The 19,520-nt window shown below is 49.0% G+C and carries 18 protein-coding genes; 3 read left to right on the forward strand and 15 right to left on the reverse strand.

The window, feature by feature from the left end:
* Positions 1–9: 9 nt before the first annotated feature.
* From EHO60_RS15330 to EHO60_RS15395, 14 genes are all read right to left on the reverse strand, one after another.
* Positions 10–1,488 carry an acyl-CoA reductase gene (locus tag EHO60_RS15330; RefSeq protein ID WP_135769089.1) on the reverse strand — a complete coding sequence of 493 codons (1,479 nt, stop codon included), beginning with the start codon at positions 1,486–1,488 and terminating at the stop codon, positions 10–12.
* Positions 1,485–3,602, reverse strand: a complete 2,118-nt coding sequence (gene gntD, locus EHO60_RS15335; protein WP_135769090.1) for a guanitoxin biosynthesis L-enduracididine beta-hydroxylase GntD — start codon at positions 3,600–3,602, stop codon at positions 1,485–1,487. Before gntD ends, EHO60_RS15330 begins: the two co-directional genes overlap by 4 nt.
* Positions 3,603–3,680: 78 nt before the next feature.
* Positions 3,681–3,989: a phosphopantetheine-binding protein gene (locus tag EHO60_RS15340; RefSeq protein ID WP_135769091.1), complete on the reverse strand. Its 309-nt coding sequence runs from the start codon at positions 3,987–3,989 to the stop codon at positions 3,681–3,683.
* Positions 3,986–5,482 carry a class I adenylate-forming enzyme family protein gene (locus EHO60_RS15345; protein ID WP_135769092.1) on the reverse strand — a complete coding sequence of 499 codons (1,497 nt, stop codon included), beginning with the start codon at positions 5,480–5,482 and terminating at the stop codon, positions 3,986–3,988. Before EHO60_RS15345 ends, EHO60_RS15340 begins: the two co-directional genes overlap by 4 nt.
* Complete coding sequence (locus tag EHO60_RS15350; protein ID WP_135769093.1) at positions 5,482–6,816, reverse strand: type III PLP-dependent enzyme domain-containing protein; 1,335 nt, start codon at positions 6,814–6,816, stop codon at positions 5,482–5,484. The genes EHO60_RS15345 and EHO60_RS15350 overlap by 1 nt, the downstream gene beginning before the upstream one ends.
* 4 nt (positions 6,817–6,820) lie before the next feature.
* On the reverse strand, positions 6,821–7,840 hold the full coding sequence (gene speB, locus EHO60_RS15355) for an agmatinase (RefSeq protein ID WP_135769094.1): 1,020 nt from the start codon (positions 7,838–7,840) through the stop codon (positions 6,821–6,823).
* A 28-nt stretch (positions 7,841–7,868) separates the two neighbouring features.
* Positions 7,869–9,323 (reverse strand): 4-hydroxyphenylacetate 3-hydroxylase family protein, encoded by a 1,455-nt coding sequence (locus EHO60_RS15360; protein WP_135769095.1) that lies wholly within the window; start codon positions 9,321–9,323, stop codon positions 7,869–7,871.
* Positions 9,307–10,221 carry an alpha/beta fold hydrolase gene (locus EHO60_RS15365; protein WP_135769096.1) on the reverse strand — a complete coding sequence of 305 codons (915 nt, stop codon included), beginning with the start codon at positions 10,219–10,221 and terminating at the stop codon, positions 9,307–9,309. The genes EHO60_RS15360 and EHO60_RS15365 overlap by 17 nt, the downstream gene beginning before the upstream one ends.
* A 7-nt stretch (positions 10,222–10,228) precedes the next feature.
* Entirely contained in the window at positions 10,229–11,581 is a 1,353-nt protein-coding gene (locus EHO60_RS15370) for a protoporphyrinogen/coproporphyrinogen oxidase (protein ID WP_135769097.1), read from the reverse strand.
* 5 nt (positions 11,582–11,586) lie between these two features.
* On the reverse strand, positions 11,587–12,384 hold the full coding sequence (locus tag EHO60_RS15375) for a fatty acid desaturase family protein (protein ID WP_135769098.1): 798 nt from the start codon (positions 12,382–12,384) through the stop codon (positions 11,587–11,589).
* Between the two features lie 31 nt (positions 12,385–12,415).
* A complete protein-coding gene (locus EHO60_RS15380; protein WP_135769099.1) occupies positions 12,416–12,973 on the reverse strand; it encodes an AfsA-related hotdog domain-containing protein in 558 nt (185 codons plus the stop codon).
* Positions 12,974–13,690: 717 nt separating this feature from the next.
* Complete coding sequence (locus tag EHO60_RS15385) at positions 13,691–14,863, reverse strand: CaiB/BaiF CoA transferase family protein (protein WP_135769100.1); 1,173 nt, start codon at positions 14,861–14,863, stop codon at positions 13,691–13,693.
* A 78-nt stretch (positions 14,864–14,941) separates the two neighbouring features.
* Positions 14,942–15,820: a polysaccharide deacetylase family protein gene (locus EHO60_RS15390; protein ID WP_135769101.1), complete on the reverse strand. Its 879-nt coding sequence runs from the start codon at positions 15,818–15,820 to the stop codon at positions 14,942–14,944.
* 27 nt (positions 15,821–15,847) lie between these two features.
* On the reverse strand, positions 15,848–16,225 hold the full coding sequence (locus EHO60_RS15395) for a DMT family transporter (protein WP_135769102.1): 378 nt from the start codon (positions 16,223–16,225) through the stop codon (positions 15,848–15,850).
* 147 nt (positions 16,226–16,372) lie between these two features.
* On the opposite strand from EHO60_RS15395, the gene EHO60_RS15400 reads away from it, so the two are divergent.
* The gene (locus tag EHO60_RS15400; protein ID WP_135769103.1) at positions 16,373–17,212 is read left to right on the forward strand and encodes an alpha/beta fold hydrolase; all 840 of its coding nucleotides are present in this window, start codon (positions 16,373–16,375) and stop codon (positions 17,210–17,212) included.
* Complete coding sequence (locus EHO60_RS15405) at positions 17,209–17,991, forward strand: helix-turn-helix domain-containing protein (protein WP_135769104.1); 783 nt, start codon at positions 17,209–17,211, stop codon at positions 17,989–17,991. The genes EHO60_RS15400 and EHO60_RS15405 overlap by 4 nt, the downstream gene beginning before the upstream one ends.
* A 37-nt stretch (positions 17,992–18,028) precedes the next feature.
* Here the strand turns inward: EHO60_RS15405 and EHO60_RS15410 are convergent, their stop codons facing one another.
* Positions 18,029–18,565, reverse strand: a complete 537-nt coding sequence (locus EHO60_RS15410; protein ID WP_135769105.1) for an Mpo1 family 2-hydroxy fatty acid dioxygenase — start codon at positions 18,563–18,565, stop codon at positions 18,029–18,031.
* A 127-nt stretch (positions 18,566–18,692) separates the two neighbouring features.
* Here EHO60_RS15410 and EHO60_RS15415 point away from each other — a divergent pair, with 127 nt between their 5' ends.
* Positions 18,693–19,511, forward strand: a complete 819-nt coding sequence (locus EHO60_RS15415) for a YdcF family protein (protein ID WP_135769106.1) — start codon at positions 18,693–18,695, stop codon at positions 19,509–19,511.
* The last annotated feature ends 9 nt before the right edge of the window (positions 19,512–19,520 follow it).

Genomic DNA, 19,520 nt, shown 5'->3' on the forward strand with positions numbered 1-19,520 from the left:
CTACGATTTCTAAACGAACAAATCCCTGAACTGACGATGCTCGATGATCTTGGACATATCCAACGGGATCGTCATCCCTTTCGGATGAAAGGAAGACGGATACTCCGTGCTTACGAACCTTACGAATCTCGTCATGGGATACATCCCGTCGTGGGAAGCTCCTAACCGATAAATTCCGCTCGAACCGGCTTCCACGATCCTCGATATTCCGTACCTTCCGATCTCGTCCCTTTCGTTATCCAAAATTCCCGAAGGATAAACGGCGATCGTCTGTATGGAGGAATCGATCATAGGAAGCAATTGATCCGGAGAAGCGATCTTATAGACGAAGGCGGTTCTACAGCCGGGGTGACGAAGGTTATTCCGAGGCTCGGAAACGATCACCTGCCAAGAGTCGGAATTTCCGAATGAAACCGTCGCCCCTAGAAATTCATGGTGAACTCTTGCGAGAACGGCCCCCGCTCTCTGATCTATGCTTCTCTCCGGAGGGGAAAGAACCCGGTCGTAACGTTCCAACTCCTTCGACAAGGCATTAGCGAACGAGAGATGGTCACCGAGCACGAAAATGTTCTGCGTGGAAAAGCAGGCTTGCTGGTCGTACATCGATATGTCGTGGGCGACCAAGCGGGCGGCGGTTCCTAAATCGATACCGTCCGTTTTCACAACGCAAAAGCTCTGCTTGGGACCGAAAGAAACGACCTCTATACCCGGAGGGGTATTGTTATGCGCCCAAGCCAACGCTTCCCTTCCGCCCCAAACGCAGACCGTATCCGCTTTTTGAAGGATCGAAGCGCCGAAGGGAGAGTTAGAAGGCCAATAGACGGTTTGAAAGGACTTACTCACAGGATGGTTCGGATCCAAATCCAGAAAACTCAATCCGAGCTGGGTGGCAGTAATCGGATCTCCGGAGGCGGTCTTTGCGAGAGTTCGATTTTTCGTTAGGATCGATCTCAAAATCGAAAGAACTCCCGCAATTGGAGCGTTCCCCGCAAGAATGTGAACGACCAATCCTTTCGGAAAAGCTCTCACTTCGCAGTCTTCTTTTCGGATCCAGGAATCGAGTACGAACCGATCCCCCAATTCGATCTGAAGCGTGTCCCAAAGACGGGCACTACCTCGCAAAGTCGCGGCGATCAAATCCGCCTCCGCCACCGCCATCTGTTCCGAATAGCCCGAGAACTCACGGATCTGGCGGATGAAGATCCTTCTACGGACGTACTCGTCGTTTTCCCACATCCGGCCCACCCGATGCAAAAAACCGATGATCTCCTGAGTCGGAGTTCTTTCCAGCTCCCCCTTGGAGGAGTCGAAATTTGTTTCGAACTGCATCCTGCTCGGAAATACGACCGTTCCACCAGGCACTTCGACGCGAAGTTCGGAGTCTTCCGTCGGCTTGACCGCTTTCCCGTTCAGGATAAAGGGAAGGGAAAGTTTCTTTCCTGTAATCGCCTTTTCCGAGGAGATTTCTTCTATCACTTGGGAACTCATACTTTCCGTTTTAAGAGCCATCCGAGCTCTATATTTGTGGAATCTATGGACTGATCCGTCGTTAGCTTCGCTTCGATTTCGAATCCACACTTCTCGAAGAGGCGATCCCAATACGTTTCGCTTTCCAGTTTCTGGCTGGTAAAAGGGTGCACCAGAAAGTACGCGTTATAATATCCCTCTGCCAGTTTGTGGTTCATGGTGGAAGGCTCGTCGATGCGATAATCGATATCGATGATGATCAGCCTTTGGTCCGGTCCTCCGTTCATCGCGGATTGGAGCATTTCCATCACGCGTTCCTCTCCCGATTGTCCTAGGACTTCATGGATTACGAAACAGAGAAGGATCACGTCCGGAGGAGTTTCCATTTTCTTGATATACTCGATCGCGTCCGCCTGCACGATCTGGATCTTTTCGGCCATGCCGGATTCGGAGACGTGCTTTTCCGCCGCTATGCACCCGCCCAGGTCCGGCTCTATCCCGATCGCCTTGGCATCCGGATACTTCTTGCAAATCTCCGTGAGATAAGAACCGCTTCCGCATCCCAGATCTATGACGAGCTCGGGCTTCTTTTTCAGGGTCGCCAAAAGTCGCATTACGATCGGAATGGAATCGTGCATACTGATCCCGCAGCTCCCGATTCCCACCAATTCGGCGTTACGCGGAGCGGGAGGGCTTCCTTTAGGAAGCGCATCGTCGATGGAAAGGAAAGTCTGCGCGTATCCCCCGACCATCATCTCGTACCAGGAACGAAACATGGACCACTTATGTGCCTTGGGAGTGAGCCTGATTTTTGCTTCCAAACCCTCGATAAAACCTTCGTTCCTCAGGAATCGAAGCAAGCCTTCCAGTCGATCCCGTTCGAAACCGAGTTCGGAAGCGAGTGCGTCCAGATCGAATTTCTTTTCGGGGGAATTTGCCAGCAGATCGAAAATCCCGCAGAAAAAGAAATGCTGCAAGCACGCCGCCAGGGCCAATCCGCGTATCGGTTGGACGGCTTCGATCAGATCGATTTCTCTAGCAACGGCGTTTTTCTTTTCTATCTTTTGCGGAAGCGTTTGCATCAATCTCAGCCCCACATCCAAGGACTCGGCGGATTGCCGGAGATCCCGTTTTACGTTCACTCTTTTTAGCCATCTATCCTGGCCGTCGAATCTCGGGACAAAGGACCTTCTCCCGTGAACGACTTGAAGATTATCGATGATGCAAAGATCTCCCTCGTGTAGAACCAAATCGGAGATATGCGAATTGATGTTTTCGATAACCGTAGCCAATGCATGAGCCGCTTCATCGTCTCCGGGCATGGCTTCCATATAATCCGGATCGATCCGGAGATACGGTTTCTTCGGATTTCCGAAAAGAAGCGAGACGGGTTTCGGATTCCTGGACATCTCTTCTATTTTTTTGAAAGCCCCGGCCTCAAGAGAATTGTGTTTGGCCGTATGGGATTGGTCGGGTCGGATCACGAACCTTTCCTGCCATAAGATCTTTTCGATCTCGGGCGGCAGATCCAGATCAGTTACTGAACAGAGCATGGTGGCGACTTTGTCCACATTCCTAAGGCAAAGCAGTGCAAGATAGTCCGCTCTTTCCTCGTGAAACGCGTCTTCCGTATGCCAGCTCAGTTGGGTCAAACTGCTCCAACCTACCTGCTCGTTTTCCAGGCCTTTCATCGGAAGGACGTCATGGACGAATCTACCATCCTGCTGAGTAGTCCAACCGAAAACGTCTCCCAGCAAGGAAGCGACCAAGGCCAGGAAGATCTCCGCCTTGTGGGTCGAGGAAGGATGAGTAACGTCCTTCCAATCCCGCGGAGTCGGTACGGATGTTTTTCCGATAATTTTGAGGGCACGGATCACGAACGCCGCCGGTTTCTCCCTCAGTCGAACTTCGTGAACGTAATTGCGAAGCGAATGCGGCAACTCCTGAGCGAGCAAAGGCGCCGCTTTCAGAAATTCCAGGGATTGGGCGTTCGGATACTTTTTCGCCACTTTTTCGATCAAAGCCACGGCTTGTTCCACTTCCGAGTCCCCCAATTCGGGGGCGTAGGAAATCGAATTATGCCGGGGAGTGATTTCGATGAAATTCATCGATTCCTTTTCTAACGTATTGTCCATAAATCATCCTCAAACTCATTTCAAGGACCGCGTCTTTTCGAAGTCGGTCCGGATTTTAAATCTCTAAAAAACCTTCTATTAATTATCTCCGAACCGGCCTTTGCCTGTCGGATCTTCCTGCGATCTTTTGGACATTAGGACGAAGTTCGAAATTTCCGACACGGATCCGAAATTATCCTCCCGCAAGTCCGATATATCTATATAAATATTATATTTCTCTTGTATAATCAGAATTAAATTCACGAAAGATATCGAATCCAAATATCCCTGTTGGACCAGACGAACATCCTGCGGCACCAAAACCTCTCTTCCGTTTCCCTCTCGGATTACCCGACTTACAAGTTCTCCTATCTCCTGCCTTAAATCCATTAAGCTCGTTTCGTTCATCCATTCACCTCTAGATAGATTCTTTCGCGGTCCGGTTTTCCCGCGCTCGTTCTGGGAAGATTTTCGTACATTACGAATTTCTTCGGAATTTTGTATGAAGACATCTCCGACCTACACAAACGATCGAACTCGGCGGAATCGGGCAATAGGCTCCCAGGAATCGGTTCGATACAGGCCACGATCGATTGACCGCTCTGATCGTCCTCGACTCCTACTACGACCGCTTCTTGAACTCCGGGAATGGATTTCAGGATCAACTCGATCTCCAAGGAACTGACCCGATAGCCGTTAACTTTCAAAAAGGAATTCTTTCTACCGAGAATCCTCAGATTTCCGTTCGCATCTAGAAATCCGGTGTCGCCTGTATGCAAAAATCCTCGGTCGTCCGTAATGGCGAAACATTCTCCCGAATCCGAGAGTTGCCCCATTGCGACGCAGCCGGACCGGACAACAATTTCCGTCTCTTTTTGTCCTCTCAGATCGGAGGAGAATTCCACGCCTGAGACAGGAACTCCTACCGAACCCGGAACATACGTGTCCCCAGAATGCACTTCCAAACGGGTCAATGCGCCGACGGATTCGCTTAACCCGTATCTGCAATAGATCTTTGACTCGGGATAAACTTCCAGGATCCGCCTCATCAATTTTCCATCTAGAGCGGCCGTTCCTATCGTAAACGATTCCAAAGGAAGAAATCGTTCCCGATTCAGCCCGCCTATATCCAATAAAAGTTTCATATAGTTGGGGGTCGTCGCAATGGAGGTACAGCCGAATTTCCGCATCCTGGCCAGATGTTCTCCCGGCATGAACCGGTTGGAGAAATGAACCCCGCACCCGACCCATAAAAGTTCCTGTAAAACGGCGGCCCCCATCGCATGGTATTGAGGTACGGAACAAAAGGCGTCCTTTCCGGCAAATTGCGATAAATGCTCGAGGTTCGCATCCAGATTAGAGAGTAAATTCCTCTCGGAAAGAAGGATAGCCTTAGGCCGGCCGGTAGACCCCGAAGAGAATTGGATCAGCCTTACTTCCTCCGGAAGGGAAACGGACAATTTATTTAAATATTTTGAATATTCTATTTTAGACGCGGACAATACGAGACGGTCTGAAGAACTCTCTTCCTGGATTCGAAACGACAGGATCGGAGTCTCGGATCCCGTACCTTTGAGGACTTCCTTCTGCTCGGACAAGGAATGAACCGCCACTAAATCCGGTCTGATCTGTTCGGAGAAGATTCTCGCTTCCCGTTCCGTGCATTTTTCCGGGATCGGAGCGAGAACTCCGCCCGCTTTCCACACGGCAAGCTGGAGAAGCGTCAATTCCGGACCCCCCGGTAAAGCGGGCATGACCACGGGACGATTCACTGAGGAAAGGAAGGGAACCAAACGGTCCGCCTCTTCGTTTAATCTCGAAAACGTCATGGCTCCGAATTCGTTGCTGACCGCGATTTTGTCCGGATACCGTTCGAGAATCTGTTCGAATCTGGAAAGCATCAGGAAATGCCCTCCTGTCCTAAAACCGAAAATACTTGCCCTCGTAAGGCATCCTCGATTTTGCCACGCTCTCGGATCAGCCTTAGGTCCTCTCCATCCACCAAAACTTCGGCCGGAGAAGGATGGCTCAAGAATAATATATTACTGAATGTTAATCCATAGGCCCCAGAGCCCAAAATTCCGATCACATCCCCTTCCTCACATTCAGGAAGGGACAGACCGGAAGCGAATTCGTCGGCCGGCGTGCACAATACTCCGCCTAACGTCACTTCCTCGGATACGAGGGAATTACATGCTTTGGCGGATACGATCGGGAACGGTCTCCTAAGAATCGCTCCGATTCCCGCTGCGGCGGAATGGTGGTGCATTCCTCCGTCCAAAATGAGATGATTCCGATCGAAGGATTTTTTCTTATACAGAATCCTAGAAAGATACACTCCCGAATTCGCGACCAGATATCTACCGAGTTCGATAAAGTATTTTCTCTCCGGCCTGCCGTCCTTTGAGATCATCGCTCGGAGGCCTTTTCCGGCGGAATCCAAATCGAACTCAGGATCACCGTCGAACAAAGCGACACCGAATCCTCCGCCGAAATTTAAGGTTCGGATCGGAACGAATTTCTCCAGCTCGTCCGCGAGATTCAGGAGGTCTTTTGCATTTTCCAACCAAGCAAAATGATCGAAACATTGGGTACCCGCATAAATATGCAGCCCTTCCAACTCGCAAGCATTCTCGGTCGAAATTCTTCTCGCCAAATCCAGAATTCGATCCTGATCGATTCCGAATTTTTTGGACTTTCCGGCCATGGACATTCTAGAACCGGAAGCTCCGCCCTTAGGATTTACGCGAAGCGTAAGGACCGGTTTATAATCCGAAAAACGGGCGAGTTCGCAAATTTTCTCGTATTCCCGTTCCGACTCGATATTGATCGCTCCGATTCGATTTTCCAGAGCGAATATTAAATCTTCGTTTCTTTTCCCCGGGCCGCTAAAGCGGATCGAAGGCCTGGAAAAGCCCGCTTTTAGCGCGATTAAAATCTCGCCTGCCGAAGCCACTTCCACTCCGACGTTTAGAGAGCGGAAGATTCTTCCGATCGATACGTTCGGATTCGCTTTTAAAGCGTATAGAATCCCCACCCTTTCCCCGAACGATCGGGAGACTCTCGCGAGATTTTCACGGGCAGCTTCCGCGTTAAAAGCGTACAAAGGAGTGCCGAATCGATTCGCGAGATCTTCCGCCGAATACTTTCCTATTTTCAGCCCTTCTCCCCAAACGGATCCTATTTGACGGATTAAGTTTTTATGAATCTCTACTTTCGAATTTTCTAAAATCATGGTATTACCGAAAATGCGGAGACTTTAATTCCGAAGTTCTTTCACCTTGTCGGAGTTCCCGAATCTCCGAGCCGGCGCGTCTTAAGGCCAAAAGGGAAAGCAGTTCGAAGCATACCGCCGAGGCGTTGATTGCCGTGATTCCGGTAGGATCATAAGGAGGAGACACTTCCACGCAGTCGAAGCTACAGTAATTCAGAGGCCCGAGAGCTCGCAAAAACTGGAATGCCTGGTATGTGCTGGGTCCCCCGGGTTCCGGAGTTCCTGTCCCGGGTGCGAATGCAGGATCCAGGAAATCTATATCGAAGGAAAGAGCCACAGGGTGATCGCCCACCCTTTCCTTTACCATGTTTCCCAGCTCGGTAGGAGACAAAAGGTTCAGCTCCTCCCAGGAAATCACGCGGTAGCCCAAGCCTTCGCCGGAGCCTAGATCGTTCGGATGCAAAGTTCCTCTCATTCCAATCTGCACCGATCTGGAGGGATCCACGAGCCCTTCTTCTACCGCTCTTCTAAAAACGGTACCGTGAAAATGTCGGACTCCATAATAATTATCTAAAACATCTCCGTGGGCGTCGATGTGAACAACGGAAACGGGTCCTCGGACGGCCGCCAAAGCGCGCAATTCGGCCATCGTAAGAGAATGGTCTCCACCGAGAATCAGGGGAACGACTCCGGCCTCGTAAATCGGTTCCAAAAAATTCTGCACTCTGTACAGACTTTCCTCGTGATAACCTGGGACCACCGGCGCGTCGCCGTAGTCCACCATTGAGAGAACTTCCGGAACGTTTACTTTCAATACGGGATTGTAATCCCGAAGCAGAACGGACGCGCTTCGGATCGCCTCCGGTCCGAATCTAGCGCCGGAGCGGTAAGAGACGGCGGAATCCATAGGAACTCCCACCACCGCGACATCCACGTCCTCCAAAACGGCAAGATTCGGAAGCCGCATAAAAGTACGAACCCCGGTAAAGCGGGGGGCTTTCATCGAGTTTAGAGGAAGATAGTGTTTTTTTTCTTTTTCGCTCATTCATTTTCACCTAATCGCAAAGGCCTTCTTAAAAACTGGGAACTCGAGGCGGGACGAATATTTTTTCCACCAGCAACTCCGCATCCTTCAACCTAGGATAGCTCTGGAAAAAACGGGTCTGAACCGCCTGAGGAGCTCCAAGGTAGAATTGTTCGTACAGGATTTGTCTTCCTCCGAAGGAGTTGACGACCAAATCGCTGGCGATCTTCAATACCTTGATATGCGTAAAGGCGTCTTCGCCGGACATCCCGAAGTATTTTAGAATTTCCTGATCCATTTTTTCCGAAAGATCGTATTCGGTAGGATGCATGATAAGTCCGCTCGCACCGATACATCTTAGGATCTCGACGGAACGGGTGTAGAATTGGGAGGCGACAGCATTCGAGGCTCCCAAAGCGGTTTGGCACGGAACGAAATTACCGAACCGATCCGTTTCTCCTTCGGATTCCGCGGCCACCAGAAGGGATCTTAGAATTTCCGCGTTAGCCGCCATCTCTCCCAATATCTGTTGGATCGCACTCTGTTGCCCTCTGCCGCTAAAGCGAGCCAAAAGGCTAGCGAGACCCAACATGAATTCCCCTTTGACCGCAGTCCGGGAACAAGTCTGGTGGGAAACGTAGGAGACCATGCCCGTCTCCGAACGCAATTCGTTCGCGAATTGTACGTCGCCGTCTATAAAGACTCTCTCATGCGGGACTAGGACATCCTCGAATATGCAAAGAGAATCCATTTCGTCGAATTTTTCGGAAAGAGGACGATCGAATTCCCTGTCTCCCGTAGCGATTCCGCTCCTACAAAGGAGTTTCAAACCTTCGGTTCCGATCGGAATCGCGAATGCGAGGGCTTCGCTTCCATCGGAGGCTTTCAGAGGCCGGAACGGATAGATGATGAGTTCGTCGGAAATGGGCGCCAACGTAGCAAGCATCTTGATACCGCTGACGAGGATCCCGTCCTTCGTTTCTCCCACTTTTCTCAAGGTCAATTTCCTGTCGCCAGGCAGGTCGAAAAATCGATCCATAGGAGGATCGCTAATGGCGTGAGAGTGAACCAGATTCCTTTCCATGGAATGCGAATAATATCGCTTTATATTTTCTGCATATTCTCCGCGTTTACGTCCGAATACCTCGCTCGCTGCATTCCAACTCGCCAACAAGGTCGCAAGAAAATCCGGAGTTCGAGCCATCATACCACCGGTCACTTTTGCGATTTCGCGAAAGCAACTCCCCTTTTTCCGCAACTCCTCCAGGCTCTTCGGGATCAGGTAGGAAGTAGAAAATTCCCTTCCGTCCTCTTCGCAATAGGAAAGCATCCTATCTTCCAAGTCCTCCCGGTGGTGTAAATCGATCAGAGAGGCGATCGTGCCGGCACCTCCTCGGAACGCGGAATGCTCCGCCACGTTATCTACACGAGTTCCTTCGAACAAAACGTTACGCCCATCGCGTAGATCTTCCAGGTATTCCGAACCTTTACGAAATCGTTTCATATTTCATCTTTCCTTGATTCTCTTTTCCGGAAAGGAATCGGGCGATATGATTCGAGACCCAACTCGGATCTTCCATGGGGAAGAAATGGGATCCGTCGGAATGGCGAAAATATGCGGATTCCAGATTGTTTTTCGTAAGCTTTCTACAAGCGGAAGGAGGAGTGACATCGGACCGTGTAGCGGATAAAACGAGGATTTGTTGTCGCAGGATTTCGTAATTTTTCCAATGCCCAGGTCTCAATCCCCTGAAGATTTGGGCTTCTATTTTCGGCGGCAAACATAGTTCGAACTGCCCGTCCGGACGAATCCGGAACGCGCTTTTTAAATACGCTTGGAAACTTTTCGGCTGCCAACGTTTGTACATGGGCATCATCCGATAGCTTCTTTCCACTACTTGCAGATTTTTGAATATGGCCCTACGTTTATCAGCGAGTTTCGCCAAAGGGTTCGGGACGAAGTATAAAAGTTTGGAAGTGAAAGGAGTCAACACGGTAGGATCCAGAACCGCAAGTTTACGAAAACGTTTCTTTGAATCGTTGGAAGCCGCCAAAAGAACGGACGCTCCTCCCAACGAATGGCCGACCCCGAAAACGGATTCTAGGCCCAGGTGATCCAAAAAAGCCAGCACCTGGTCGCGAAAGAAATACCAATCGTGAAATTCGTCCGTGGCTTCGGACAATCCATGTCCCATAAAATCCAAGGCGTAAACGGGATATCCTGCCTTACTCAGATCCTCGTATATGGGAGAGTAGGTTAATGCGGAAAACCCGTTCGCATGGAAGAATAGGATCGGTTCCTTCTTGGCCTTCGATACGGAAGGAACCGAATAATAGGCTAGTTTGATTTTCCGAAATCGAAAGAATTCGGGGGAAAGAATTTCGCTTTGTCTTTTTCGCATAGGATTTCTAGTAACTCGCCGCCAAGGCTGTTTCTTCCTCTTTGCCGCTTTGAATTCGCGTATCCGAAATCTTCAGTCCGTCCACGCACTCTTTTGCGGCTCTAAAACAGGCTTCTATGGAAGCGCCTCGAAGATAATCTCCGGTCAGTTCCAGCCCTTGGATTGCGGAAGATTGAAAGTCGAAGTCCCTTCTGAATCTCTCGTAATCGAACGCGTACGCACACAACCCGAGTTTCATGACTTTTCCGGTAAAGGAAATCCGAGGGTTCTCTCCAAATGGGATGAACTCCGACAAAGTCCTTTCTCCGAGTGCGACCAGATCCTCCAAGGAAGGCCGGCTCGAAAGAATTTCCCTGGCGGACTTTCCGCTGAACGTATATCTTACGATATGCCTGTCATTCACACCGTAAACGCCGGCATTGCTCAAAGGTTTGTCCGGTGGGAAAACTAGAGCCCGCACTTTTTCGTTAAACACCGGTTTGGCGTATTCCGCAACGACGACAGCAACGGGAAAATACCGGACCTGTTCGAGAGTTCCGCTCAATTCGGGAAAATTGCTCCGCAAGAGAGAAGCCGAGACGGAAGCCGGGGTCGTCAATATCACATGATCGAAATACAGATCTTCCAGTCTCTTTTCCTGGAGCACTTTGATTCCCACGACTCTTCCGTCGCGGACGATCAGAGATTCCAAGCTTGTGTTCAGCCTCACGGGAACCAAAGAAGAGAAACGCTCGAATAAGGGATCCAATCCGTTCGATAATTGTTCGTATGTATCGAAAGCCACACTCAGATTGCTGCCGAAATTTCCTACGCTGGCCTCTGCCGGTTCGGCTCCGTTCATCCGTACCGTCATCGGGCGGATGAACTGCTCCACAAGATTTTTGTGGAATATGGAGGCAAGCTTAGGGTCCTTGGTTTTCCTTTGCCAACTTTGAAAGAAAGGGCTTCCGAGATAACCGTCCTTGCTCCGATCCGCCTTAATCGCACGGATCATAGGAATCATCCGAACGAGGTCGCGAAGAGAAAAGGACTTGGCGAACTCCAACATTCCTCTCCATCTTCTTTTCTCGTCGAACGTGACGATTTTTCCGTTCCGGATCCGAGAAGAGTTCAAACCAAAGTATTCGAAAGGATGATCGCCCATGGACTTGGTAAATTCCCGAAATAGGGAATACTTCACTCCGATGTTTTTTCCTCCCAAGGCTATACCTCGGCCGCGAAGAGACGCGGTTGCCATCCTTCCTCCGAGTCTGTCCTCGGCCTCGATGATCTGAACGCGAATCCCTTTTTCTCTAAGATAATGGGCGACGGCGATCCCGGAGATCCCGCCGCCTATGACTGCTACCGATTTCTGCTTCATATCGATCACCTTACGATCACGGGACGTAAATGTTCCGGAATTCTATATTCGATAGACTTGTGAAACTCGGGAAGCTCCGACCAATGGAGGCCTTGCTTGATATGATGAGCCAAGTGGTATCCGTTATTGAATATCAGAAAATTAACAAGCGGATTCTTATTGGTCATCGAAGCCTCGTAATCGTCCTTAGAGTGTAGGTCGATATGGTTGTCGTACGTGAAATTGATGAACACCAACCAGGAGAGAAGCATCGGAATCAGATACAGGATCAACGCATTCAGTGGATTCAGATAAACCAGAGTACCGATCACAACGGTCGCAAAGAATTGCTGCCAGTAGAATTGGCGCAAAAGAGCCGGATGCGATTTTCCCACCTGAACGGTTCTATACGTGTAGGTCACGAAATACATAAAGATGTATTCCAGGCGATTCATGGAAGATCCGTTCGAACGAACCCAAGTGGAAGTGTCCTTTTTGGGATCCGTGTAGTGCAGGTGGTGACCGAAGTTGTGATGCAGACGGAACTTACTCGCCATCTGACCCGACTCCAAATACATGAGCACTTCCAAGACCTTGTTCATCCATTTCGGTTTCAACATGGAATAGTGGGCGTGGTTATGACTGATCGGACCTACTAACGCCTGCGGGATGAATAGAGCAAGTGCGGAATAAATCGCCGATTCGACAGAATCGCAAAAATAAAACGCACAAAACTGCAGAGAACCGACCCCTAACACCCAAAAAAAGGGCCGTAGATCGGCTCTATGCCTGATAATACCCAATTGTTTTTTCTTAGTTTCCATTTCTATATTTTCCCTTTTCGTCTTTCGCTTTTTAGGCTTTCGACTCCGGTTCCAATTTGGAAAACGATCGCTCGAGCTTTTCCATAATGTTCTTACCCATTACGGTCAAGATCCCGCAGATCACCGCGATCTCCTTCGAGTTTTGCAGGAAGGTTCCCTTTAAATTGTAACTGACGAGTTGTCCTTTTCTCCAAGTCACGTCCTTCGCTTCGATCAAGATCTGTAAAGGTTGCCAGATATTCGCGAAACTGAAGAACTCGGCGGTCAATTGATTCAGTACGAATTCGCTCTCGAATGAAACTGAATAAAACTTGTGGGCGATCGCAAGTCCCGCCTGACGTCCGGCTTCGATGATGTACATGCCCGGCACATGGTTCCTCGGGTGCTCGAAGAAGAAAGAATGATCCATCTTCACCCTTACGGTGATCAGATACTTCTCGTGTTCTCCGTCGCTTTTCAATTTATCGAGGCCGGACAAAAGAACATTCTCTTCGTTGTATTTGTGAACGAGTTTTCTATCGAAACTTTCCACTAATTCCATTCCGGAATGTTCCTTAACGATTTGCGGTTTTTCTTCTATCAGAGACATTTTTTACATCCTTTTTCATTTGTTAGGCGAAATGCCTTTTCCTACTGAGACACTTTTCGTCTTTATTTTTTGCCAACTTTTCTCGATCGCCTTCCACTTTGTAAATAAATTTTTGTACGGAACAAAAAACTAAACGAAATCGTAACTTTAATATTTTATAATGAATGTTACTTTGTTTGTTACATCCGATCGTACAGATTATAAGCAAAATCGTTCTTGAATTTTATATCACAACGAATGTAATATAAAATTCAGAATCCGAATAACGTCGATTATTCGTTGTACACGCAACAGAATCGGCAAAGGAAGAATAACCTTTCCATGGAAAGAGAATTAAAAATGAAATGTAAGATTTAGAAAAACAAAGACACAAAGGAGCGAATAACTTAAAAAGGGGACAAAGCTACATTCGAATTCCGATTTTCCTTTTTAGAATAACGAAAATAAAAACATACCTGTAGTTAAACGAATTACATCTTTATTTTTTATTAATATACCTATTCGAATGCGCGCAAGGAGAACTAGAGAATACAAACGAACTCGAATTTATTTCACCAAAAAATGGAAAGAATGCCGCAATGTGGCGTAGAGATGATGACAATTAGAGAAAAAAAGCGGGGAGAGAATTCGATCGAAAGCGGAGATCACTCTACCGGAAGACGTCCGGCAGAGTTTTTACTTGCTTTTTAATTCCGGCTGGATTCAGCACTTCATCTGTCAGATGACCTTCTCTTTCCGAAATTCTTCGATGTCGGCATCCTCATATCCTAGGGATTTCAGGATTTCCGTCGTATGCTCTCCGTGTTCCGGAGGATCGGACCGATAGGAGACTTTTGTCTCGGAAAACGGAAACGGAGAACCGAACTGGATATAATCCCCGAATTTGGGATGCTTCCGGTCTAGAATCATTCCTTTTTCCCGCAAAACCGGATCCGCAGCGACCTCGTCCATGGTTTTTACGGGGGTCAGGCAAGAATCCGGGTTTTCGAAGATCGGCTGCAACTCCACTAAAGTCTTCGAGGAAAAATATTCCGTTAGGATCTTTTTCCAAGCGTCGAAGTGACCTTCGTCCAAGGGAGTCGATTCCAAATGGATGTCCAAACCGGCCTGGCGCAGAAAGGTTTTGAAGAACATTTCCTCCAAGGCTCCGAGCGCGACCCATCTCCCTTCCTTGGTTTTGTACGTATTGTAATTCGGGAGCTTTCCGGATAGAAGTTCGTTCCCCCCTTCCGGATTCGTTCCTGTCGCGGAATAGATTCCTGCGTAAAGAGAAATGAATTGGAGAGAAGCTTCCATCATGGAAACCGCGATCTTCTGCCCCTTACCGGTTTTTTCCCGATAATACAACGCGGCTAAAATGGAGGAAAGAGCGGTCAAGGTTCCTCCACCTATGTCTGCCAACTGAAAACCGGGCGCCTGCGGATTCTTGCCTGTTTGGGCCAGAACTCCGGATAAGGACAAATAATTCAGGTCATGCCCGGCAAAATCCCGGTACGCCCCCGAATCTCCGTAACCGTAAATCCCGCAGTAAATCAAGCGAGGAAATCGGTCTTTCAAATCCTGGTATCCGAGCCCCATTTTTGCCAAGCCGTCGGGTCGGAATCCTTCCAGCAGGATATCCGCGTCCTCCAATAATTTAAATAGGATTTCTTTGGACGCCTCCCGTTTCAAATTCAGAGTGATCGCTTTTTTGTTCCGATTCAACATCAGAAACAGAGAAGGAGCTCCTTTTTCGTTTTTGAACATCACTCTCGTGGCATCCATCGCCCTCGGATTCTCGATTTTAATCACTTCCGCTCCCATGTCCCCGAGGTACATGGAGCAAAGAGGTCCCGGCAACAAAAGGCTGAGATCGACGACCTTTACGCCGGAAAGTGGACCTTTGTTCATTTTCTTGCGGCTCCCTGATTGGATTCAGGCAGGTATTGCGCTAAGTAGAGATGTGGAAAGACTTTTTCGAAGGAGAACTTATTCCGAATTCCGTTCGGTAACCAAAAGCTCGGAGCTGGACTTCCCCCAACGCCAGAGGGAATATTCTTCCATCGTAGCAAAGCTATATCCTTCTGCCCGTAATTTCCGAATCACCGAGGTCAGGATTTCCTTGGTCGTAGGATGGGTATCGTGAAAGAGAACCACGATCCCCTTTCCGTTAGCGCCGCTCACGAGTCTAGAATAGATCCTCTCCATTTTCGCCTTGAATCTTTCGTCGTCCAGATTCACGCGGGGGCCTTTTTCGTACCATTCTCCCCGTACCCAATCTTTGGAATCCGAGGAGTCGAAATGTTTGGACCACATTGCCACGATTCCTTCCCGTCTCAATGCCAGCCCCACTCTTCTCTTGGATTCTTCGGAAACGGAACGATTGAACGGGGAACCGAAAGGAGGACGTAAAAGAGTCATCCGAGAGGATTCTTTTCCGAGTTCGCGATCGTACATTTCCTGGTTTTCCCGGAACTGGTTCCGGATTTTTTCCTCGGACAAGGGCATGAGATTCCTGTGGCCGATCGTATGATTTCCCACGGCATGGCCCTCTCTTTTCATCCGGACCAACACATCCCGGAATTTTCGGAAACTATTGTTCGTACGATTCACGTTCGGAGCCCAAATCCCGCAGATGAAAAACGTCGCAGGAATTCGCTCGGATTTCAGAACGTCGAGAATTTCGGAGGTCCAGTCGGAAGGTCCGTCATCGAAGGTCAAATATGCCACCCTGTCCGGGACAGGGTCCCCGTCGTAAAATCCGACGGCCCCGTACCTCGCGGAACTGCCCGTAGGATCCCTACGATCCGGAGATTTAGCGCAAGAGAAGACGAAGGCGCAGAATAAGATAAGCGCGAAAAAAGGCATGAAACGGTTCAGGTAAAAGAAGAGAACTCAGTCGAACATTTCGCCGGCTGTCAACCAAACTCCGGCCACGATCAAAAGGATTCCGGCCCACTGGGACCAATTTAATTTTTCTTTAAATAGAAACGTAGAGGCAAGTAAAACGATAATGAAACCGGCCGAGGTAAAAACGGGATATGCCAAGGAAAGCTTCAAACCTTTTCCCAACACCCATCTGTATCCGAGCAAGGCGATCCCGAACGAAGCGATTCCTGCAAAGAACACAGGGTGAAGAAAACTCCGGACCAGACCTTCGATTCCGGGCGCCGCATCCGTCTTATCTCCTAGGGAGCTTGCTTTGATCAGAATGTTCGCTAAAGCGTTGAAGAATAATGCCACTACGAATACTGCCACTACAGTCGCTTTCATTCTAATCGACCCTCCGAGTCCAATTTTTCTTTCCTTAGAACTCACCGGGAGAAAGTTTGAAGAATCTTCCCGGAAGAGAAGTCGGACTTCCGACTTTTATTCGTCCATCGAAAGAAAATTACGGGAAAGATCAAGGGCAAATCTCCGATGCAGAGAAAAACATTCCAGTTCCGAGGACTTAGCCTTTCCTACATCGACGCCGGACGAAAAAAAGCTCCTCCCGTTTTGATCGCACATGCCAACGGTTATAGCGCCGGCTGCTATCGGTATTATACGGAAAAACTTTCCAAGAAGTTTCGTGTTCTTGCCCTGGACTTCTGCGGTCACGGGGAATCGCAACCCAGTTTGGAATGGAAAAATTGGTCTTTCTTTCGGGATCAGATTTTAGCTCTCATCGAATCGGAACATCTGGAAAACTGTATCGGAATCGGTCACTCCATGGGAGGAGCGAGCCTTCTCCTTTCCTCCTATTTGCGTCCGGAGAAATTCCGAAAAATCATCGCTCTGGATCCGGTCGTTCTCGACATCAAGTCCGTCTTGTACGCGTATTTCTTTCGAACCTCTATGGCAAAGGGAGCGCTTTCCCGCCGTCGCGAATTTTCCGATCTGAATTTGATCCGGAGGGCTTATCGAAAACGAAGCGCCTTCGCGAACTGGGACGACGGAATCTTCGAAGATTACCTGAAAAGCTGTTTCCGAAAAGAGAAAGGCAAGATCGTGCTTTGTTGCCCGCCGGAACTGGAGGCAAAAATATTCAACTCCGCGAATCTACTCAGTCTATTCCAATATCCCAAAATCAAAGTAGAAGCGCATATCACCATACCGGAAAAATACGAAGTCTGTTCCCCGAAGGCCGCAGGAGAAATCGTGCAAGGAAATCGAAACTCCACTCTGGAAATCTGGCCGAATGCCACTCATTTTTTCCCTTTCGAGGAACCGGAACGCACTTGGAATCGGATCCGGAACGTCTTAGGAATGGAGAAATGAAGGAGTCCAAAACGGGAGCCCTTTTTTATTTCGAAGGAAGGATCCTATTCGCAAATCGCGGATTGGTAACGGAAGCGCATTCCCATTATGCTGCCTCGATTCTCATTTCGATTTCTTCTCCGTTTCAAATCGAAACGGAAGAGGGCGTTAGGACCTCGTACCAAGCCGTAATCCTTTCTCCGAATTTCCATCATTCACTCTTGGCGGAAGAATCCGAAATCGTCGTACTCCAATTCGATCCGCATAGCAGCGATTATTCCTCCATTGCGGCAAAATACGGTCGCACGGGAATCCACGAAATTCCGGCCAACGACCTGGAGCCGATCCGCAAGGATTGCAGGGATCTTTTGGAAGGAAAGTTGGAATGCGGATCCGCTAAACTGTTATTCGAAAGCATACTCTCGGCGATCGGTGCGGAAACGCCCGCCAAAGGGATTCTGGATCCGAGAATCCAGGCGGCCACGGAAAGAATGAAACGTTCCCTTCCGAAATCCGTTTCCGTACCGGAGCTGGCACAAGAATCCGGTTTTTCAGAAACGAGGTTCATGCATTTGTTCAAGGAACAACTCGGGTTGCCCGTTCGTCAGTACCAACTTTGGCTCCGATTGCAGGAGGCTGCCACCTTGTTAAAAGACGGAGGAAATCTTACGGACGCGGCTTATGCCGCCGGATTCGCGGACCAGGCACATCTCAGTAGAACATTCAAGAAAATGTTCGGAGTGCAACCCTCCCGTTTTTTAGGCCCGAACAGTTCCGTCCGGGTCGTATTCTGCCCCTAGGGCTCCGAACGGGAGATCGACGGAGCCCTTTCTTCTCTCAATGCGCCGGTCGGAAATCTTTCAATTTTCCTTGGGCAGCGAGTTCCTTTCGGACCGCTTCCTGAACGTCTTTCCTAAGACCCAATTCGAAAAATACGTCCGCCACTACGAAGATAGGCGCGGATACGATCGCCTGAAAAAGGTTATCGAAAACCGCAGGTCTGCTTTTTTCGAAGATAAAGTGCCCATAAAACTGCGCTCCCCATCCTACCAACTGAGCCACTCCGAAAACCGTCCAAGCCATGTAGGCTTCGAGAGAGGCCGTCAGATAATGGGCAAGAGACAAAAGAGAGCCGAAAACGAGAGCCGTGGCCAAGGCGAAAATAAAGTCCAAGCTGAAATAGTAGCCCAACACGACTGCCGCAAAGACCGTTGCCGCAGTGATTTCGAAACCTGCTACCGAAAACAAAGCGAACCGACTCAATACGAGGAATAAAGTGAACGTGATGGTGGGAACCCCCAAAACGTGGATCCAGATGTTTCTTTTTTCCTGGTGATACGCCGAGTAAAAGACCATCTCTTTTGCAAATTTCATGGTTGCACTCCCTAACGAAGATGTCTCCAGTATAAATCCATTCGGCTCGATTTCGCTTGAACGAATCTGCCTTTTTCGCAAAAAAATCCATTGCAGAATACTTGTTCGAAATAAAAGAGAGTAACGAATGGAGACTGTTTTTTTCGTACTTTCCAAGATTGCCGGAATCTTTCTATTTCCCTTGCCGATCTGTTTGATTTTGGCTTTCTGGGCCGGACTCAAGCTTCCGAAAAAGAAGCAAAGAATCGCGGTTTGTCTCCCTCTGCTTCTGCTCTGGGTCTGTTCTACGGATTCGTTTTCCCAATGGTTAGTTCAGGGTTTAGAAGAGAAATATCCGCCGGTTTCCTCCAAAGAACTTCCCAAGGCGGACGCGATCGTCGTATTGGGAGGAGCCGTGGACAATATGAATCTCTATTCCGAGAGACCTCAATTGGGTCCTTCCGCAGAACGGATGACGGATGCGATTTTGTTATACAAAGAAGGAAAGGCGCCTCGCATCGTTTTTACCGGAGGCTCCGGAAACCTACTCTTCCAAACCAAAAAAGAAGCAGAGTTCGCGGAGATGTTTTTCCTTTCTTTCGGGATCCCGAAAACCGCGATTTTTTTGGAAAGCCAAAGCCGGAATACCAAGGAAAACGCGGAATATACCGCCGAGATCTTCCGCAAAAAGGGCTGGAAATCCCTGATTTTAATCACTTCCGCCTTTCACATGGAAAGGTCCTTGAGAGTATTTCATAAGACCGGGCTGAAAATTCATCCTTGGCCTACGGATTACAATTCCCAGATCAAGGTCCTAACCTTGGATTCCTTCGTTCCTTCGGCCCACACCCTCGCGCTCACCAGCACCGTCTGGAAGGAGAGGATCGGACTCTTGGTTTACGAGGCCCGAGAGCGTATTTCCACTTTTCTTCCCCTTAGGCTCCGGTTTCCTTGGTCTAAGGACTAGCCAGTAAAA

The organism is Leptospira fletcheri (genome assembly GCF_004769195.1).
GTDB classification, from domain to species: Bacteria; Spirochaetota; Leptospiria; order Leptospirales; family Leptospiraceae; genus Leptospira_B; species Leptospira_B fletcheri.